This is a genomic window from Mariprofundus sp. NF (genome assembly GCF_013387455.1).
Taxonomy (GTDB): Bacteria; Pseudomonadota; Zetaproteobacteria; order Mariprofundales; family Mariprofundaceae; genus Mariprofundus.
Map to the genome: position 1 here is coordinate 37,515 of NZ_VWNC01000009.1, position 15,681 is coordinate 53,195.

At 51.3% G+C, this 15,681-nt stretch carries 17 protein-coding genes; 11 read left to right on the forward strand and 6 right to left on the reverse strand.

Translation table 11 applies throughout. The features are described from left to right. Positions 1-85 precede the first annotated feature (85 nt). Positions 86-1,492: an adenylate/guanylate cyclase domain-containing protein gene (locus tag F3F96_RS11345; RefSeq protein ID WP_241697806.1), complete on the forward strand. Its 1,407-nt coding sequence runs from the start codon at positions 86-88 to the stop codon at positions 1,490-1,492. Positions 1,493-1,523: 31 nt separating this feature from the next. On the opposite strand, the gene F3F96_RS11350 is transcribed toward F3F96_RS11345, so the two are convergent. Continuing rightward, positions 1,524-3,086 carry a hypothetical protein gene (locus tag F3F96_RS11350; protein WP_176963392.1) on the reverse strand — a complete coding sequence of 521 codons (1,563 nt, stop codon included), beginning with the start codon at positions 3,084-3,086 and terminating at the stop codon, positions 1,524-1,526. A gap of 61 nt (positions 3,087-3,147) precedes the next feature. Further along, complete coding sequence (locus F3F96_RS11355; protein WP_176963393.1) at positions 3,148-4,548, reverse strand: nitronate monooxygenase family protein; 1,401 nt, start codon at positions 4,546-4,548, stop codon at positions 3,148-3,150. Between the two features lie 152 nt (positions 4,549-4,700). Between F3F96_RS11355 and F3F96_RS11360 the strand changes: the two genes are divergently transcribed. Beyond that, on the forward strand, positions 4,701-5,807 hold the full coding sequence (locus tag F3F96_RS11360) for a class I SAM-dependent RNA methyltransferase (RefSeq protein WP_176963394.1): 1,107 nt from the start codon (positions 4,701-4,703) through the stop codon (positions 5,805-5,807). A 76-nt stretch (positions 5,808-5,883) separates the two neighbouring features. Further along, on the forward strand, positions 5,884-6,312 hold the full coding sequence (locus F3F96_RS11365) for a hypothetical protein (RefSeq protein WP_176963395.1): 429 nt from the start codon (positions 5,884-5,886) through the stop codon (positions 6,310-6,312). A 50-nt stretch (positions 6,313-6,362) separates the two neighbouring features. On the opposite strand, the gene ilvA is transcribed toward F3F96_RS11365, so the two are convergent. Continuing rightward, positions 6,363-7,871, reverse strand: a complete 1,509-nt coding sequence (gene ilvA, locus F3F96_RS11370; protein ID WP_176963396.1) for a threonine ammonia-lyase, biosynthetic — start codon at positions 7,869-7,871, stop codon at positions 6,363-6,365. 39 nt (positions 7,872-7,910) lie between these two features. Here ilvA and F3F96_RS11375 point away from each other — a divergent pair, with 39 nt between their 5' ends. Genes F3F96_RS11375 through F3F96_RS11385 form a run of 3 tightly spaced genes read left to right on the forward strand, consistent with a single transcriptional unit; the run spans position 7,911 to position 9,951 of the window. Then, positions 7,911-8,699, forward strand: a complete 789-nt coding sequence (locus F3F96_RS11375) for an aminotransferase class IV (RefSeq protein WP_176963397.1) — start codon at positions 7,911-7,913, stop codon at positions 8,697-8,699. Next, the gene (gene mltG, locus F3F96_RS11380) at positions 8,696-9,688 is read left to right on the forward strand and encodes an endolytic transglycosylase MltG (RefSeq protein WP_241697807.1); all 993 of its coding nucleotides are present in this window, start codon (positions 8,696-8,698) and stop codon (positions 9,686-9,688) included. The genes F3F96_RS11375 and mltG overlap by 4 nt, the downstream gene beginning before the upstream one ends. Continuing rightward, positions 9,685-9,951, forward strand: coding sequence for a DUF4911 domain-containing protein (locus F3F96_RS11385; RefSeq protein WP_370465544.1), 267 nt, complete (start codon positions 9,685-9,687; stop codon positions 9,949-9,951). Before mltG ends, F3F96_RS11385 begins: the two co-directional genes overlap by 4 nt. Positions 9,952-9,979: 28 nt before the next feature. Here the strand turns inward: F3F96_RS11385 and arfB are convergent, their stop codons facing one another. Both arfB and F3F96_RS11395 read right to left on the reverse strand, forming a co-directional pair. Further along, on the reverse strand, positions 9,980-10,393 hold the full coding sequence (arfB, locus tag F3F96_RS11390; protein WP_176963398.1) for an alternative ribosome rescue aminoacyl-tRNA hydrolase ArfB: 414 nt from the start codon (positions 10,391-10,393) through the stop codon (positions 9,980-9,982). 2 nt (positions 10,394-10,395) lie between these two features. Beyond that, on the reverse strand, positions 10,396-11,310 hold the full coding sequence (locus F3F96_RS11395; protein ID WP_176963399.1) for a 3'-5' exonuclease: 915 nt from the start codon (positions 11,308-11,310) through the stop codon (positions 10,396-10,398). Between the two features lie 180 nt (positions 11,311-11,490). Here F3F96_RS11395 and F3F96_RS11400 point away from each other — a divergent pair, with 180 nt between their 5' ends. The 5 genes from F3F96_RS11400 to F3F96_RS11420 all read left to right on the forward strand — a co-directional run bounded on the left by F3F96_RS11400 (position 11,491) and on the right by F3F96_RS11420 (position 15,175). Then, positions 11,491-12,270: a PhzF family phenazine biosynthesis protein gene (locus tag F3F96_RS11400; protein ID WP_176963400.1), complete on the forward strand. Its 780-nt coding sequence runs from the start codon at positions 11,491-11,493 to the stop codon at positions 12,268-12,270. 30 nt (positions 12,271-12,300) lie between these two features. After that, positions 12,301-12,894 carry a DsbA family protein gene (locus F3F96_RS11405; RefSeq protein WP_176963431.1) on the forward strand — a complete coding sequence of 198 codons (594 nt, stop codon included), beginning with the start codon at positions 12,301-12,303 and terminating at the stop codon, positions 12,892-12,894. Positions 12,895-12,987: 93 nt separating this feature from the next. Then, positions 12,988-13,374: a glutathione S-transferase N-terminal domain-containing protein gene (locus F3F96_RS11410; RefSeq protein ID WP_176963432.1), complete on the forward strand. Its 387-nt coding sequence runs from the start codon at positions 12,988-12,990 to the stop codon at positions 13,372-13,374. Between the two features lie 111 nt (positions 13,375-13,485). After that, positions 13,486-14,385: a D-hexose-6-phosphate mutarotase gene (locus F3F96_RS11415; RefSeq protein ID WP_176963401.1), complete on the forward strand. Its 900-nt coding sequence runs from the start codon at positions 13,486-13,488 to the stop codon at positions 14,383-14,385. Further along, positions 14,375-15,175: a dienelactone hydrolase family protein gene (locus F3F96_RS11420; RefSeq protein ID WP_206675338.1), complete on the forward strand. Its 801-nt coding sequence runs from the start codon at positions 14,375-14,377 to the stop codon at positions 15,173-15,175. The genes F3F96_RS11415 and F3F96_RS11420 overlap by 11 nt, the downstream gene beginning before the upstream one ends. A 106-nt stretch (positions 15,176-15,281) precedes the next feature. On the opposite strand, the gene F3F96_RS11425 is transcribed toward F3F96_RS11420, so the two are convergent. Beyond that, a complete protein-coding gene (locus F3F96_RS11425) occupies positions 15,282-15,647 on the reverse strand; it encodes a glycine zipper domain-containing protein (RefSeq protein WP_176963403.1) in 366 nt (121 codons plus the stop codon). Positions 15,648-15,681: the final 34 nt, after the last annotated feature.

Below are 15,681 nucleotides of genomic sequence, written 5' to 3' on the forward strand. Positions count from 1 at the left end.
GGCTCTGTTTGGCAGATAAAATGCTAGTAAAAAGGGATTGATGAACCATAGTCTCTCTACACTGTGGATAGGAAAGGGGAAGTTTATGTCATTGCGTTGGGGTTGGAGTCTGCTGACATTGGTTATGGTTGCGGTGGTGGCTGTAACCATGATGTTAAGTATTACCGATATCGAGAAGAAGGCGTGGAAGGCCAGTGAGCAGGAGCAGGCTGAACTGCTTATTTCACTGCTTTCCGATGAGTTGAAGATGCCGATGTTGGCTGGCAGTAAGACCGAGGTTGAAACCCTGATAGGCATGTTTATCCATCAGGTTCCGGGTGCAACAATATATCTACATTGGGCATCCGGTGATTCACAAACATTCGGTGATGGTTTTATCCCAGATCAGATCAATGGACTGGAAAAACTTGATGCTCAACCCAAATTGATTCGTGGTCTGGATAAGTGGTATGGGATGGGGGTGAAATACAATACCGCCCAGATGGGTTCAATTGCGATGTATGTGCCCGGCAAAGCCTGGGATGTTTATGATGCGGAGATCAAGCTCAGGGTGGCGATGGTGGCCGCTGTGATTGCGCTTCTGGCCGCACTGCTGGTCTATATGCGAACTGGCCGCATTGTGAATTACCTGCGCATGCTGGCCAGAGCGAGCAAACGGGTCGGCGGTGGTGATTTTTCCGTACATGTGCCGATACAGAGTCAGAATGAGTTCGGCAAAACCTTTCATCATTTTAATCAGATGGTTTCCAGTCTGGAGCGTCGTGAAAAGATTCATGATATGTATGGCGAGTACCAGCGCCCGCAGGCCGTTGCCGATGAGTTCGACAGAAATGCCCAGAAGTCTGAAAAGTCACGCGAAGTGACCGTTCTCTCTATTGATATGGTCGCGTTTAACCGTTATCTGAAACGGGTTGATCAGGAGGAGGCGCTCTCCACGCTGAATCGCTCTTTTGCACTATTTCAGTTTATCGCTCATGAGTTCGGTGGTCATATCGATAGTGTCTCTGGTGATGCCATGATCGCAGTCTTTAATCATCCATTCGAGTTGAAAAATCACGAGAATCAGGCAGTTAAAGCTGCCATCGCCATCATTGAAGCCAGTCACCGGCTTGAGATTAACCGCCCTGATGGCGGTGCGGTTGAGTTCAGGGTAGGACTTGCCATTGGTGAGGTGATTATCGGCCATCTTGGTGTAGGACGTCGTAAATCACTGACCATTCTTGGTGAGCCGATTTCACTGGCCTCACAGATGGCCAAAGTGGGGGATGCCACTGCGGTAACTGCACCTTATGGCACGATGCTTTCGCTCGGCCACGGTTTTAAGCAGAAAGAGTTGGGTATGCGAACCCTTGCCAGTGGCGAAGAGGCGCGTTGCATTACCATCCTGCCGGGCGAAGCCTATGTTGAGCAGGAGGTGGAAGAGGCTGTGAACAAGGCATTTATGCGCATTGAACCGGGCAACTTCTACGATGATGACGATGAGGGGTGGTAAGGTTCGTCGTTAACAGAACCCACACTTATAGTTAACTCTCACTACCTGAAGTTCTGGCGCGGACAATCGTGCATTTGCAGTAGTTAGGGCCACTCTCCATGATCTCGCGGATCTTGAAATGAATGTTCTCATCGCCGTTTCTGATGGCGAAGACCATATTGCGATAGACACGGTTTTCCGGGAACCATGCCGTAAGTGAGCCTTGATCCGGTGCGATAAGCAGTGGCCAGCTGCGTTTGGCATTCATCGCTTCACTACCACTCTCAATGCTGGCCTGCACTACTTTTACCGGTATCCTGAACAGTTCAATGCCAAGCCTCTGCTCTCCACTCCGGCTCAGTTTTATCCAGCGCACAAAACCAATCTTTGGTTGATCGCTATCGGGAAACCAACTGATGCCGACCAAAGAACCGACTACATCAGTTAGCTTTTCATCGCTATTGAGCCGTTCAACACAGATTCCTGACGTTTCACTGTCGATGAGACGCCACTGAAGATCTGAACTGTTTGTATCGGATTGTTGGGGTCTATTTTGAACTGTAGCAAGAAAGGATTTCGTACTCGCCCATTCAAATATGACATGGGTGTTGGGGCAGTTGCTGCGTTGTTGGCGTTGCGGATGGGTGGTTAAAGCATCGAGCATGGCATGGCCACCAATTTGGGTTGTCAGCATCGCCTCCTCGGTATGCAACTCGTTGCGCTGCTGATCCCGATTCTCATGCAGTGAATCAATATGTGTGACCGCTGTGTTCAGGCGTTGGATCAGGCTATCGACTGGAATGATGAGCGCATCAAAGGGGAGTGAGCCGTGAATCTCTTGCATGAATTTCGGAGGATCGTTGGGTCGACTCATATTGGTGAGCAGGCAGGTAATACCAGCAGATGCTGGAAGTTGTGTCTGTTGCGGGCAGTAGTGGGCTTGCAGCTTGTTTATGTGGTACTCCATCTCCCTTGTAATCATATGCTGCTGTTCAACTGTTTTACTGAAAAAATCGATCGCTCGAAGCAGTTCATGCCTGCATATGGCGGTGATCAATAATTGGGCTTTGGGCTTGAGCTGTTCATCCAGAGAGGCAGCAACATCCAGGCCTAATCGGGCCAGTTCAAAGAATTGGCGCGTGGCGATCACCGGCGTTGCCCGGTACTGCTCAAGGGTGAGTTGCAGAATCTTGACTGCCAGTTCAACGCTGTTACCAACCATCTCAACCAGTGGCGCATAATAACGACTCTCTTTGCGAGCCTCTGACTGCACCATGTCGATAGCGATTTTGTGTGCGTTAAGAACTGCCGCAGTCATCTCACCATCGAAGAGGTTCAGTTCCTGCTCAAAACGATTGAGTACCTTCAGGCGAAAAGAGATGGGGATCAGGGGGTTGGCATTGAGGCGACCAAGGTAGCTCTTCATATTGGCGGTGAGCTGCCTGCGTTCAGCCTCTGAACTGTTGATGGCGTAGGCGTTAAGTTTCCCCTCGATATCTGTGAAGGGGAGGGTGATAGCATCGGTCAAAAGCTCGGTTTTACCGAGGCTCAAGCGTTGAGGGTGCAGGCGAAGTTCGGTATCGAGAGATAGTGGAATAGAACCTGGATCAGACATATTCATATCTCTCTGCAGATGCCGGTTTCAAAGCAGTTGTCGTTGAACCGGCCAGTCTGCATTAATTGCCGGTGCAGATGCGATCTACCAGCTCTTTAACCGTTGGGACGAATCCATTGGCATAGAACGGATCACTACCAAAGCGATAGGCGGCATGGCCTGCGAACATCAAATTATGGTCAGGGTTCTCACCGTGACCGATCTGCTGCAGCGTTTTCTGGATGCAGAAGCTGCGTGGATCAGCCTTGTGGCCGGTGGTGCCTTTTTCATTGGCAGCCCAGTTGCTGAACTTGCACTGCGAGAGGCAGCCCATGCAATCTAGCTGATCCTGACGAATCTCTTTGGCTTTTTCCGGTGTTACAAAAACCAGTGTCGAGTCAGGTGTAGCCAGCGCTTTACTGAAACCTTCGTTAATATATCCCTTGGCACGTTTGAGATCCTGACGGGTCAGGTAGACCTCTTTATTGCGAACGCCAAAGGTGAACAGCTCAGAGTGATCTCCGGCAGGGTGATCCACGAATGCGGTTTCACGATCGGAACGATCATAGAGCTCATGCAGGAAGCTGTTGTAAACAGCAGAGGAGTAGAAACCGGTAGGGGAGAAACGGTTGAGGTTGATATCCCCCTCACTGAGTGTGAGCAGGCGCTTTTTCCACGCATCAGAGATCGGGCTCTCCTGGGTGAGCAGAGGGCGCGTACCAAACTGGAATGTGATCGGGCCAATCTCCGGGTTGTTCAGCCAGTTGCTCCACTCATTCAGACACCATACGCCACCAGCCATAACAATCGGTACATGGTTCAGGCCGAACTCATTCATGGTTTTACGGATGGCCGCAACGCGCGGGTAGGGATCTTCCGGTTTGTCCGGACTCTCAGAGTTGGAGAGGCCATTATGACCACCAGCCAGCCATGGATCTTCGTATACTACACCACCCAACAGGTCGGGAAGTTTACGGTAGGAGCGCAGCCAGAGGGCGCGGAATGCGCGCGCTGAGGAGATGATCGGGTAGTAGTGAACATTGTACTTGGCAGCCAGTGTAGCCAGTTTGAAAGGCATGCCGGCACCACAGGTGATGCCATGAACCATACCTTTAGCACCCTCCATAACACCCTCGAGAACGCGTTCAGCACCGCCCATCTCCCAGAGTACATTCATGTGCAGTCGGCCATTGCCCCCCGAAACTTCATGGGCGATTTTGGCCTGTTTGATGCCACCTGCAATGCCTTGTGCTACAAGCTCATCAAAACGCTCCAGTCGGCTTCTACCGTGGTAAACGGTGCGGATGATTTCGCCATTGTCATCAACCCTGTCGGCATTTACCGCTGAGAATGTGCCAACACCACCTGCTGCTGCCCATGCACCGGAACTTAAGCCGGTCGAGACGGCAACGCCTTTGCCCCCCTCAATAAGAGGCAGTACTTCTTTACCGGAGATCATGATGGGCTGAAGGTCTAAAGACATGTGGGCTTCCTTAAGTGGGTTTCCTTCATCCGTGAAGGAAAAACTGTATAAATCGATCGACATGGGTTGATAGGCGGTCAATCTAGCAAAGGTGGTGAAGCGTGGCAAAGTTAAACGATGTCATGCTCCAGTCTGACTGATAGATTCTGGCCATGGAAAAGTTGAATTGTTTTGCTGTAACGCTGCCCGGCCTCGAAAAGATCGTGGCTGAAGAGCTGGGACTACTCTCGGTTGATGAAATTAAAATCGATGATGGCGGTGTCCGCTTTCAAACAACGATGGATGGTCTGTTTCGCGTTAATCTGCGTCTGCGTTGTGCTACCCGTATTCTGATCCGGCTGGCTGAGTTCAGAACCCATTCGTTCCCTGAGCTGTATAACAAGGCCAAGAAGATCCAGTGGGAGCGTTATGTTACTGCGACCACTAAGCTTGACGTGCGCGCCTCCTGTCACGGCACCAAGCTGCTGCATACCGGCCGTGTTGAACTGGCTGTGACCGATGCGATCAGGAATAAACATGCCTTGCCTGAATCTGCTCTGAAGGGCTCTGAGATGCTGCATCAGGCAGTTCTTGTGCGGATGGATGATGATATCTGCTCTATCAGTATCGATACATCAGGCGAGCGACTTGATCGGCGTGGTTATCGACACCACTCCGGCAAAGCACCTCTGCGTGAGACGATCGCTGCAGCGATATTAAACTGGAGTGACTGGCAGGAGAGTGAAACACTACTCTTGCCGATGTGCGGATCAGGCACCTTTGCCGTTGAGGCTGAGTGGATGGCAACGCATCGGGCTGCAGGTCTGGATCACGTTTTCCCGTTCAAACAGTGGCCCTGCTTTAAAGAGAAACGCTGGTTGCGTGTGTTTGGCAAAGCTGAAGCGATGCAGCGTGATGTTACAGTGAACATTCTTGCCAGTGATCTGGACAGGGAGATTCTCGAGCAGGCCAGAAAGAATGCAAAAGCTGCATCAGCCAGCCGCATTCAATTTGCGGTTCAGGATGTGCTGAAACTGTCGCCACCGGCAGGCGTTGCACCGGGTTTGATTATCTGTAATCCGCCCTATGGGGATCGTATTAAAGGTGATGTGAAAAGCATCTACCGCCAGCTTGGAGAACTGTTTAAAAGCGCTTTCGATGGCTGGAGAATGGTGGTGATTGTGCCGGATCAGGGCTGTGAGAATGAGCTTGGCCTGCCAGTAAAACGACGCCTTAAAATCAAACATGGTGGAAAATGGGTGCATATCCTGCAGCTGTAGTCACTGTTGATTTAGTATCATTTATTGGTTTAATAACAGGCCATAACAGTGAGTGTTACGAATCTGGAGGCTGATTATGTTGAAAAGTGATCACAGTGGAAAAAAATCATCATGGATGTCGATCCTTTCGATACTGGCTGCCTTCTCTCTGATTGGATGTGCGGCGGCGCCATCGTCACCTTCAGTGAAAAACACGCCTCCGCCTGTTCAGGAACCTGTTCAGATGAGTGCGCAGCTTATTATCAAATTCACCCATGCCCTGACGACTGATCAGGCCCCTAAGAAGCTCGCTCAGTTAAGTCGCCAATATATGGTGGATTTTCAGGTTGTTCGTGAGATGTCCGGTGGTGCCTTCGTGATCAAGGTCAATAATATTGCGGGCGAAAGACACCTGAGTGCGCTGCTGGAATCACTTAAGCAGCGGGGCGATGTCGCATATGTCGAGCGGGACAGCATGATGCAACACCATGTAATGCAGCCCAATGGCAACGTGCCAGCAAGGTAGAGAGCAGCAACAGCTCAAACAGAGGGAGCCATCTGGCTCCTTTTTTTGATTCAGAGAAACAGGTTGTAGATCGGGTTGTCGCTCTCGTTGACGTAGGTGTAACCCAGTTCATCAAGGTAGTTCTCAAAGGCATCGTGCTCATGCGGTGGCACCTCAATGCCGACCAGTACCCGGCCATAGGCTGCGGCATGGTTGCGGTAGTGGAACAGTGAGATGTTCCAGCGTCCGGCCGCACGAGTGAGGAACTCCAGCAGGGCACCGGGGCGTTCCGGAAACTCAAAACGGTAGAGCCTCTCATTCTCCACCAGATCGCAGCGTCCACCAACCAGATGGCGGATATGCAGTTTGGCAAGCTCATTATCCTGCAGGTTCAAAGTTGCCAGACCTGCAGAGAGCATCGCATGCTCCAGAGCTGCAATCTTAGCGCTATCGCTGACACTGATGCCGGCAAAGACATGCGCCTCTTTGCGGCTGGAGAGGCGATAGTTGAACTCGGTGATGTTGTAGTCACCGATGATCTGGCAGAAGTTAAGGAATGACCCCGGTTTTTCAGGGATGGTGACGGCAAACAGCGCTTCACGTCCTTCACCCATCTCGGTACGTTCAGCGACATGGCGCATACGATCAAAATTCATGTTTGCACCACTGTTGATCGCAGTCAGCAGCTGACCACGAGCACCTGTGTTGCGCACATATTTCTTCAATGCAGCTACACCGAGTGCACCGGCCGGTTCAACGATGGAGCGATTCTCCTCGTAAATATCTTTGATCGCAGCGCATATCTCATCGGTATCAACGAGCATAATCTCATCAACATACTGGCGAACCAGATCAAAGGTCAATTTGCCGACCTTTTTAACCGCTACACCATCGGCAAAGATACCGACCTGTTTGAGGCTGACGCGTTCACCGGCTTTGATCGAATCATACATGGCTGCCGAATCAACCGGTTCAACGCCGATAATGCGGGTTTTGGGAGAGTGCGTTTTCAGATAGATCGCCATGCCTGCAGCCAAGCCGCCACCACCGATGGGGATAAATACAGCATCCAGATCACCGGGATACTGACGCATCATCTCCTCAGCAATGGTGCCCTGACCGGCAATCACCAGTGGATCATCATAGGGGTGAATAAAGACCATGCCGTTCTCTTCGCAGAGTCTATATGCGTGTTCACTGGCGTCGGAGTAGCTGTCGCCAAACAGTACCACTTCACCACCCATGCGGCTGACCGCTTTGACTTTGATATCGGGTGTGGTGCGTGGCATAACAATGATTGCTTTGATACCAAGCTTATGGCTGGAGAGGGCGACACCCTGGGCATGGTTGCCGGCAGAGGCGCAGATCACACCACGGGCACGCTCGGCCTCGGTTAAGTGGGCAATTTTGTTGTAAGCACCGCGCAGCTTGAAAGAGAATACCGGCTGCAGATCTTCGCGTTTGAAGAGGACTTCATTGTTCAAACGTGATGAAAGTTTCGGTGCAAGCTCCAGCGGAGTTTCAATGGCAACGTCATAGACACGTGCTTGTTCGATGGCCTCAAGGTATAAATCGCTCATAGGGCGGCTTGCTACCATGAACGCAATAAGGATTCGAGTTTGAAGATAGTCAAAGTAGATCAGATAGAGCGCGGGATGGCATATGCCGAGGCCTGTTTTGAGACCTTTCGGGTGATCGATGGTCACTGTTTTGCATGGCCTGCACATCAGCAGCGTCTGGCAATTGGGCTCTCAGAGTTCGGAATTGAGCTTGCTGATGATGATTATCGGAGCCTGCATGAGTCAGCCGTTGATTCGGCGGCCGAGGCAGGGGCTGATGCTCTGGTTCGGGTTACTGTCACTGGCGGCGAAGCGGGGTGGGGCTTGATTAATACAACAGCATCCCCATCGGCCTATATTCAGTCCATGGCTTTTACCGGTTATAGCGGAGCTGTCAGCCTGCGTTTGAAACGCTGGCCATTTCCACTAAAACAGAAACGGGCCAAGTTCTGCTCAGATTATGCTGAAACCCTGCGTGCCTTGAAAGGCTCAAAGGATATTGATCTGCTGTTTGAGCGGGATGGTCTGCTGATCGCTGCTGCTACGGCCAATCTGCTGCTCTATCGAAAAGGGAGATGGTGGACGCCTGTTGCTGGTGATGGCGTGCTGCCGGGGGTGGTGCGAGGGGCTCTGATTGAAGCTGGTGTGGTTGCGGAAGCGGAGTGCCCGGTTACATGGCTTAACGACTGTGAAGCCGTGGCATTGACCAACAGCGGTCAGTTTGTTCGCAGAGTGGCAGAAATCACAGATATTCAGCGCTATGATGGCGATCATCACGCATTCAGTGAGCTTACGAAGGTGTTGGCCGGAGAAACCGGCACGCCAAAGGATGATGGAATCACTTCATGAAAAAATTGATTGGATTATCAATGATCGGTCTGCTGTTACTGGCTGGACTGGCAGGTTGGCTCTTCTGGCAGGCATCGGTCGCAGTGCAACCGGCTACAGCGGTGGAACTGGATATTCCTAAGGGGGCTTCAACGATAAAAATCGGGCGCCTGTTGCAGGAGCAGGGTGTTATCAGTTCCAAGCTGGTTTTCAGAATTGCAGCACGTCTGCAAGGGGTGTCGGCAGGGTTGAAGAGTGGTCTCTACCGCTTTGATGAGGCGGCCAGCATCAATACGATCATTGAACGCCTTGAACGTGGTGATGTGATGCGGTTTCAGGTGACTGTGCCTGAAGGGTTGCGTAATGATGAGATCATTGCGCTATTGGCGAGTAAAACCGGTGTCAAAGCGGAGCTGTGGCAGACTGAACTGAACAGGCTGCTGCCAGAGAGCCCTGATGGCCGTCTTCTGCCGGAGACCTATCAATACACCAAGCCGCTTAATCCGGCCGAGTTGCTCAGTTCGATGATCAAAGCGCAGCAGGCAGTGCTGAATGCATTGAGCCCTGATCCGGCGGTTCAGGAGCGGTTGCGTATTGCCGCTTCGATTATTGAAAAGGAGACGATGCTGGATCACGAACGTCCACTGGTTTCAGCGGTGATTCGAAATCGTCTGGCCAAACGCATGCCACTACAGATGGATCCAACCGTTATTTATGGCATCTGGAAAACAACAGGTGCCTTTTCAGGCGATATCCGCAAGCGGGATCTCTCAGCTGATACGCCGTGGAACACATACACACGCCGGGGACTGCCGCCGACACCTATCGGTAATCCCGGTGCCGCTTCACTGAAGGCTGCTGCTGCACCGGCGGATGTCGATTATCTCTTCTTTGTTGCTGATGGTACAGGTGGACACAAGTTTGCCGCCACCCATGAAGGGCATCTGGCCAATGTGGAGCAGTGGATCAGGATTGAACGGCAGAAGAATAGATCGGGCAGTAAAAAGTGACGGATGAGCCGACCCTGATTATTGAGATTGAACTGCCGGTTAAACTCTCGTTTCGCTTTCAGATGCTGCTTGAGGGCGAAGATGGATTAGCCGTGGTGCGCTGCTACGACCCGGAACATAAAAAACAGCAACTCTGGACTACACCTTCGCAGCGCAGCGAGCTGCTCGACTGGTTGACCTCACTGCCCGCTGCTTTTGGAGTGAAGGTGCTGGATGAGTGGATTTGGGGTAGTAGGGAAGGCGATAACAAGGCCCACGTTTAAGCCGCGCAACACCTTTTCATTCATTCTGTTATTCGATTACCTTTTTTCTCAGAGACTTCAGCTTTCCACGTTCATTTTTGTTGTTTAATCGGCGTTTGACCGAATTATGAGATTTTCGCGTAGGTCTTCTCTTTTTCTGTACAACCATCGCGGCTTTGATCAGCTCCTGCAGGCGGGATAAAGCATCGGCTCTGTTCTGCTCCTGACTGCGAAACTGCTGGGCTTTGATGATGATCACACCGTCAGTTGTGATGCGCTTATCTCTAAGCAGTAGCAGCCTCTCTTTATAGCGCTCGGGAAGTGATGAAGCGTTGATATCAAAGCGCAGATGAATGGCGCTGGATACCTTGTTGACGTTCTGTCCACCAGCCCCCTGAGCACGGATAGCGGTGATTTCTATCTCGCTATCTGCAATGAAAAGCGCGTCCGAAATCTGTAGCATGATCAGATGTTAAATTCCCTGACGGAATAGCGATCTTTGGCCGTAATGTCGTTAAATGTGAATGTTGGGGTTTTGCCTCTATACACGACATCGGCAAGCCACTGCTCTTCAGTCTCAATATCTGACTGACTCACAGATTTGCTCCATACACCCTTTTTCTGCTTGCCGTGGTCACTGTAGGCAACATGGGCCAGCCAGCGGTAGCCGCGTGCCTTAAGATCATCTTTGCGGTCAAACGGAGCACCTACAGCAAAAAAGCGGCGGCTCTTTTCGCGTGCGCCTGCCAGCAGTGCGCTCATAGCCAACTCGCCTGATGCAGGAAGTTTTTTGCTGAGCAGATGCAGTGTGGCCTGAGCATCATTGACTGCCCGATGACCATCAAAGAAGTAACCCAGTTTGTAGGCGATATAATCAAGTTTAAGGCTGGCGATATCCTCATCCATCCAGTCGATATCATTGAAGGTACAGGCCCAGTTGGCTTCAGCAGTGAGTGGCAGACGACGCTCCAGCATCTGACGGTCAAAGGCTGAATTGTGGGCGATAATCAGATCAGCTTTTTCCAGCCAGAGGTTGATCTGGTCATCATCGAGCTCTTCACCTTTAATCATCTCATCGGTAATGCCGGTGATCTGAATGATGATATCCTGCAAAGGTTCCAACGGGTCTTCAAAGCCGCCATAGCTGTGCAGGATGCGATAGATCAGGCCTGTGTGTGCATCATATTCAAAAGCGATAAAACCCACTTCGATGATGGCATCATTGGCGGTATCCAGCCCGGTTGCTTCGGTATCAATAACAATGCCAATGCGCGGTGTGGTTGGTTGCCCCTGATTGTAAACTTCGGGTGCATTGAGCCGTTCAATGACCCTGTATTGGCCAGAAGCTTCCAGATGTTTAATTGCTTCAATATCATTCATTTTGCCACCCCGAGTCCCCTGTTAATAGGGGCAACACTGCACGTCGTGACGAGAAAATAAAATCGAACCGCGAATGGACGCCAATTAACACGGATCAGAACCTTCTTTAGGCAATGGCTGTTCACTGTTCAGTTAATGATGGCATAGTGACGACATGATTGAAACGTAACGGGGGAAACGATGAAGCTACCCATTTATCAAATAGACGCATTCGCCTCAAAACCATTTGAGGGAAATCCTGCCGCGGTTTGTCCGCTCGATGCGTGGCTTCCCGATGCTTTGATGCAGCTGATCGCCGAGGAGAACAATCTCTCGGAGACCGCCTTTTTTGTGGCAACAGAGGAGGGGTTTCATATTCGCTGGTTTACCCCGACAACTGAGGTTGATCTTTGTGGGCATGCTACGCTGGCAGCAGCCTATGTACTGTTTGAGTGCCTCGGTTTTGATCAGGATACCATTGTATTTGATTCGCGATCCGGTTTGTTGCCGGTAACCCGAGAGGGGGATCTGCTGCTGCTCGATTTTCCCGCCCAGCCCGCGGAAGCTTGTGAGACACCCATCCAGATTCAACACGCCTTTGGTATCGAACCTGTAGAGTGCCTCAGAGCTGAGGATTATCTGGTGGTCTTTGAGCTGGAAGAGGATCTGCTTCTGGCTGATCCGAATCTTGAGCTGCTCAGAGAGCTTGATGGGCGAGGGGTGATTCTCACTGCGCCATCAGACACTTATGATTTTGTTTCACGCTTTTTTGCCCCCAAGCTCGGCATTGATGAAGACCCGGTCACCGGCTCCTCTTTTACGCAGCTGGCTCCCTACTGGGCTGTCCGTTTGGGGTGCTCAAAACTTTATGCCAAACAGCTCTCCAGTCGCGGTGGTGAGGTGAGGTGTGAACTTGATGGTGATCGCGTGTTCATCGCCGGTGGTGCGGTAAAATATCTGCAAGGCGAGATCGAAGTTTAAGTGGTAAGACTCTACTATGTGCATGATCCGATGTGCAGCTGGTGCTGGGCATTTCGTCCTCTCTGGCACTCCTTGAAGGAGCAGTTGCCAGAGCAAGTAAATGTAACCTATCTCTTGGGTGGTTTGGCGCCGGATTCTAAGCTGCCTATGCAGCCTGAACTTCAGCAGCAGATTGAGAAACACTGGCGCACGATTCAGAAGCGTGTTCCCGGCACGAAGTTTAATTTTGAATTCTGGCAACGCTGCACACCCAGGCGTTCAACCTATCCGGCCTGTCGGGCTGTGATCGCTGTCAGAGCTCAGGATGCCTTAATAGAGGATGCCATGCTTCTGGCCATTCAGCAGGCCTACTATCTGCAGGCTCGGAATCCCTCGGATGATGATGTTCTTATAACTTGTGCCGGGTCGATTGGTCTGGATGAGAAGCAGTTCGCCTCTGATTTGAACAGCCCTGAAACTGAGCAGCAGTTGCTGCATGAGATTGCTTTGAGTCGAAGCATTGGAGCGCATGGGTTTCCCTCTCTGATATTAGAGAAAGAGGGGTGTTATCATCCTATAGCTGTGGATTATAGGGATGCAGCCAGGATGCTGAATGAAATTCATCATCTGCTTTCTGAGTGTTAACAGACCCCAATTTATAAAGGGGTATGCAGGGTCTCACCACTGTTATTGTTAGCGTCGTTATTCAATGATAGGGGTGTTCTGATGATCAAAGCTGTGTTGTTAAAGATTTTCCGTGAAGGTGTGGGTGGCTTGATGGCTTTTATCAGTTTTTTAACCCGACCCCGAAAAATAAAACGGACTCCTGAGCTACAGGCCGAGGTGGCTGAAAAAGCAGCAACCATGTCGCTCTATCAATATTTTGCCTGCCCGTTCTGCATCAAAACACGCCGTGCTGTTCATCGCTTGAATATCCCTGTTGAGTATCGTGATGCGCAGCCTCGCGACGGCGAACATCGCAAGGTTTTAGCGCAGCAGGGTGGTCAGATGAAGGTGCCATGTCTGCGCATCGAAAAGGGTGATGAAGTGATCTGGATGTATGAGTCCAATGATATTATCGCCTACCTGAACCGGCAGTTTGATCCCGCTATGGCTACTGCTTAACCACCCTCATTATCTGAAGTTCTGAGTTGTAAATATCTATATCCTTTCCTGATTTAGCTTGCAAAAGTGAAAGCAGTGCTTCACAGTCTGTTTGCTTATCCTGGAGGGGTTATGAATGCAAAAGGTGTGTCACTGAATGATGAATTCGGTATCAAGGGGCAGCTAGCCTTCCGCGATGCCGGTGATGGTTTTATCGTGATCGATATCGATAACAGCCACTGCACGGCAAGTATCGCGGTGCAGGGCGCACATCTTATGACATGGACGCCGAAAGGAGAGCAGCCGGTGATCTGGATGTCCCCGGTTGCCAAACTCGCTCACGGAAAATCGATTCGCGGCGGCGTGCCGATCTGCTGGCCGTGGTTCGGTGCACATGCCACAGAGAGCAGCTTTGGCGGCCACGGTTTTGCCCGCACCGTAGATTGGGATGTGATCGGAACAGAAGCCCTTGATGATGGTTCCACCCGGATCAGTTTCGCCATTGCCAATATCAACAGGGAGCAGTGGCCGCATCAGGCACCTGCTGAAATACATATGACCATTGGCTTTGTGCTGGAAATGGCACTGGTCACAGTGAATCAGGGTGATGAAACGATCACTGTTGGCGATGCACTGCACACCTATTTTTGCGTTGGTGATGTGAGTAAGACCACCATCCGCGGACTGGCCGATTGCGACTATATCGACAAAGTGGGTGAGACCGCTCGCAGAAAACAGGCGGGTGATATCACTATTGGTTCAGAGGTGGATCGTATCTATCTGGACCGGGGGCAGGATGTGGTGATTGAGGATCCGGTTCTGGAGCGTGAAATCCGTATTGAGAAACTTGGCAGTCACTCAACCATCGTCTGGAATCCGTGGATCGATAAAACCTTGAAGATGGGTGATTTCGGCTCTGATGACGGTTATCTGGGCATGGTCTGTGTCGAAAGTGCCAATGCTGATGAGGATGTCGTTCAGCTTTCGCCCGGCGAGTCGCATAGCCTGTGGGTACGCTACAGTGTCGAATAAGATCGTCAGGCTCCTGCTTCCAGCCCTGCTTCTGTTGTTGGTGAGTCTGACTGCACACGCCGATGTACAGACGAAAGAGATCACTTATCAGGTCGGTGACACTGAATTTACCGGTTATCTGGCTTATGATGATGCTAAAACCGATAAACGACCCGGTATCCTCGTGGTACATGAGTGGTGGGGCCATAACGCTTATGCACGCAAACGGGCTGAGATGCTGGCGGCGTTAGGCTATACGGCCTTTGCACTGGATATGTACGGCACTGGCAAGATTGCCGATCATCCCGATGATGCAAAAGTGTTTATGCGTGCAGTGATGGGTGATCTACCCGAGATGAAGAAGCGCTTTGAAGCGGGATTGAATATCCTGAAGAGCCATCCGAGTGTGAACTCCGAAATGACGGCAGCTATCGGTTACTGCATGGGTGGTGGTATCGCGCTGAATATGGCCAGAGCAGGTGCCGATCTGGATGGCGTTGTCGTTTTTCATGGCTCTCTTGCAGCCAAAGAGCCGGTAGCGTCAGGGCAGGTCAAAGCCGAAATCATGGTCTTCACAGGTGCAGAAGACCCCTTTATTCCTCGTGCGCAGGTGCTGGAGTTCGAGAGCGAGATGAAAGCTGCAGGTGTGACCTACACAGTGACAACTTATCCCGATGCCAAGCACAGTTTTACCAATCCTCAAGCCGATAGTTTTGGCGAGCGTTTTGACATGCCGATGGGTTACGACAGAGCCGCCGATGAAGACTCCTGGCAGCAGATGTTACAGCTCTTCGAGAGGATTTTCAGATAAACATTAAGCCTTCTGGTATGCAGCAGCGGTAGAGATTATCCCTGTAAACAAAAAAATGTCTCCCATAACGATGGGAGACACCTTATGAGTGCTTAGCTGGTTACTTTTAGTCTCTCTCACCACGCTCATGCCTGTGGCTGCGATTGCGATCATGGTTACGACTGTATGATGGCCTATGCACACGATGCTCGGAGCGATGTGCGATCGGCCTGTAGTGTGCGCGTGGCTGCTGTTGAACAACATAAGCTGGCTGGTGCTGACTTGCGAACAGTGCTCCGGCAATGGTGCCCAGAACTGCGCCGAAAACTGCGCCTTCAACGACCTGATTGTTACTGGAGCCTACGACGGCACCGGTTGTTGCACCGACGATGGCGCCGGTGGCCATAGAGCGATCCTGATAGGAGGCGGCCTGTGCCAGAGGAGCGGCAAGCAGAGCTGAGGTCAGTAGGGCTGCGGTAATCATTCGTTTCATCTTATTCTCCTGCGGGATGGTTTCCCTCATATGG